Source organism: Microbacterium maritypicum MF109, from assembly GCF_000455825.1.
GTDB classification, from domain to species: domain Bacteria; phylum Actinomycetota; class Actinomycetes; order Actinomycetales; family Microbacteriaceae; genus Microbacterium; species Microbacterium maritypicum_A.
Window position 1 is genome coordinate 1 of the sequence record NZ_ATAO01000070.1, and the last position, 518, is coordinate 518.

The 518-nt window shown below is 68.0% G+C and carries 1 protein-coding gene; it reads left to right on the forward strand.

Annotated features, from left to right (window positions below; translation table 11 throughout):
* The first annotated feature begins 21 nt into the window (after positions 1-21).
* The gene (gene msrB / locus L687_RS25630; RefSeq protein WP_021198651.1) at positions 22-516 is read left to right on the forward strand and encodes a peptide-methionine (R)-S-oxide reductase MsrB; all 495 of its coding nucleotides are present in this window, start codon (positions 22-24) and stop codon (positions 514-516) included.
* The last annotated feature ends 2 nt before the right edge of the window (positions 517-518 follow it).

Sequence of the window (518 nt, forward strand, 5' to 3'; positions counted from 1 at the left end):
CGTCGGACAAGGAGTCAGATCATGTCGAACGACTACGGCACGACCCCCGAGGCCGTCAGCGGCCTCACCCCTCTGCAGTATCGGGTGACCCAGCAGGACGCGACCGAGCCGCCCTTCCGCAACGCGTACTGGGACAACCACGACGACGGCATCTACGTCGACGTCGTCTCGGGCGAGCCTCTGTTCTCGTCGACCGACAAGTTCGACAGCGGCACCGGATGGCCGAGCTTCACGAAGCCCATCGACGCGGATGCCGTGACCACGCGCACCGACCGCTCGCTGTGGATGAAGCGCACCGAGGCCCGCTCGGCCGTCGCCGACAGCCACCTCGGTCACGTGTTCGACGACGGCCCGCGCGCCGAGGGCGGCCTGCGCTACTGCATGAACTCGGCGGCTCTCCGCTTCATCCCGGCCGACAGCCTGGAAGAAGAGGGGTACGGTCGCTACAGCGCCCTCTTCGCACGCCCCACCACCGACACCCCCGCACCTTCCGACACCACCGAGGAGCAGTCATGACC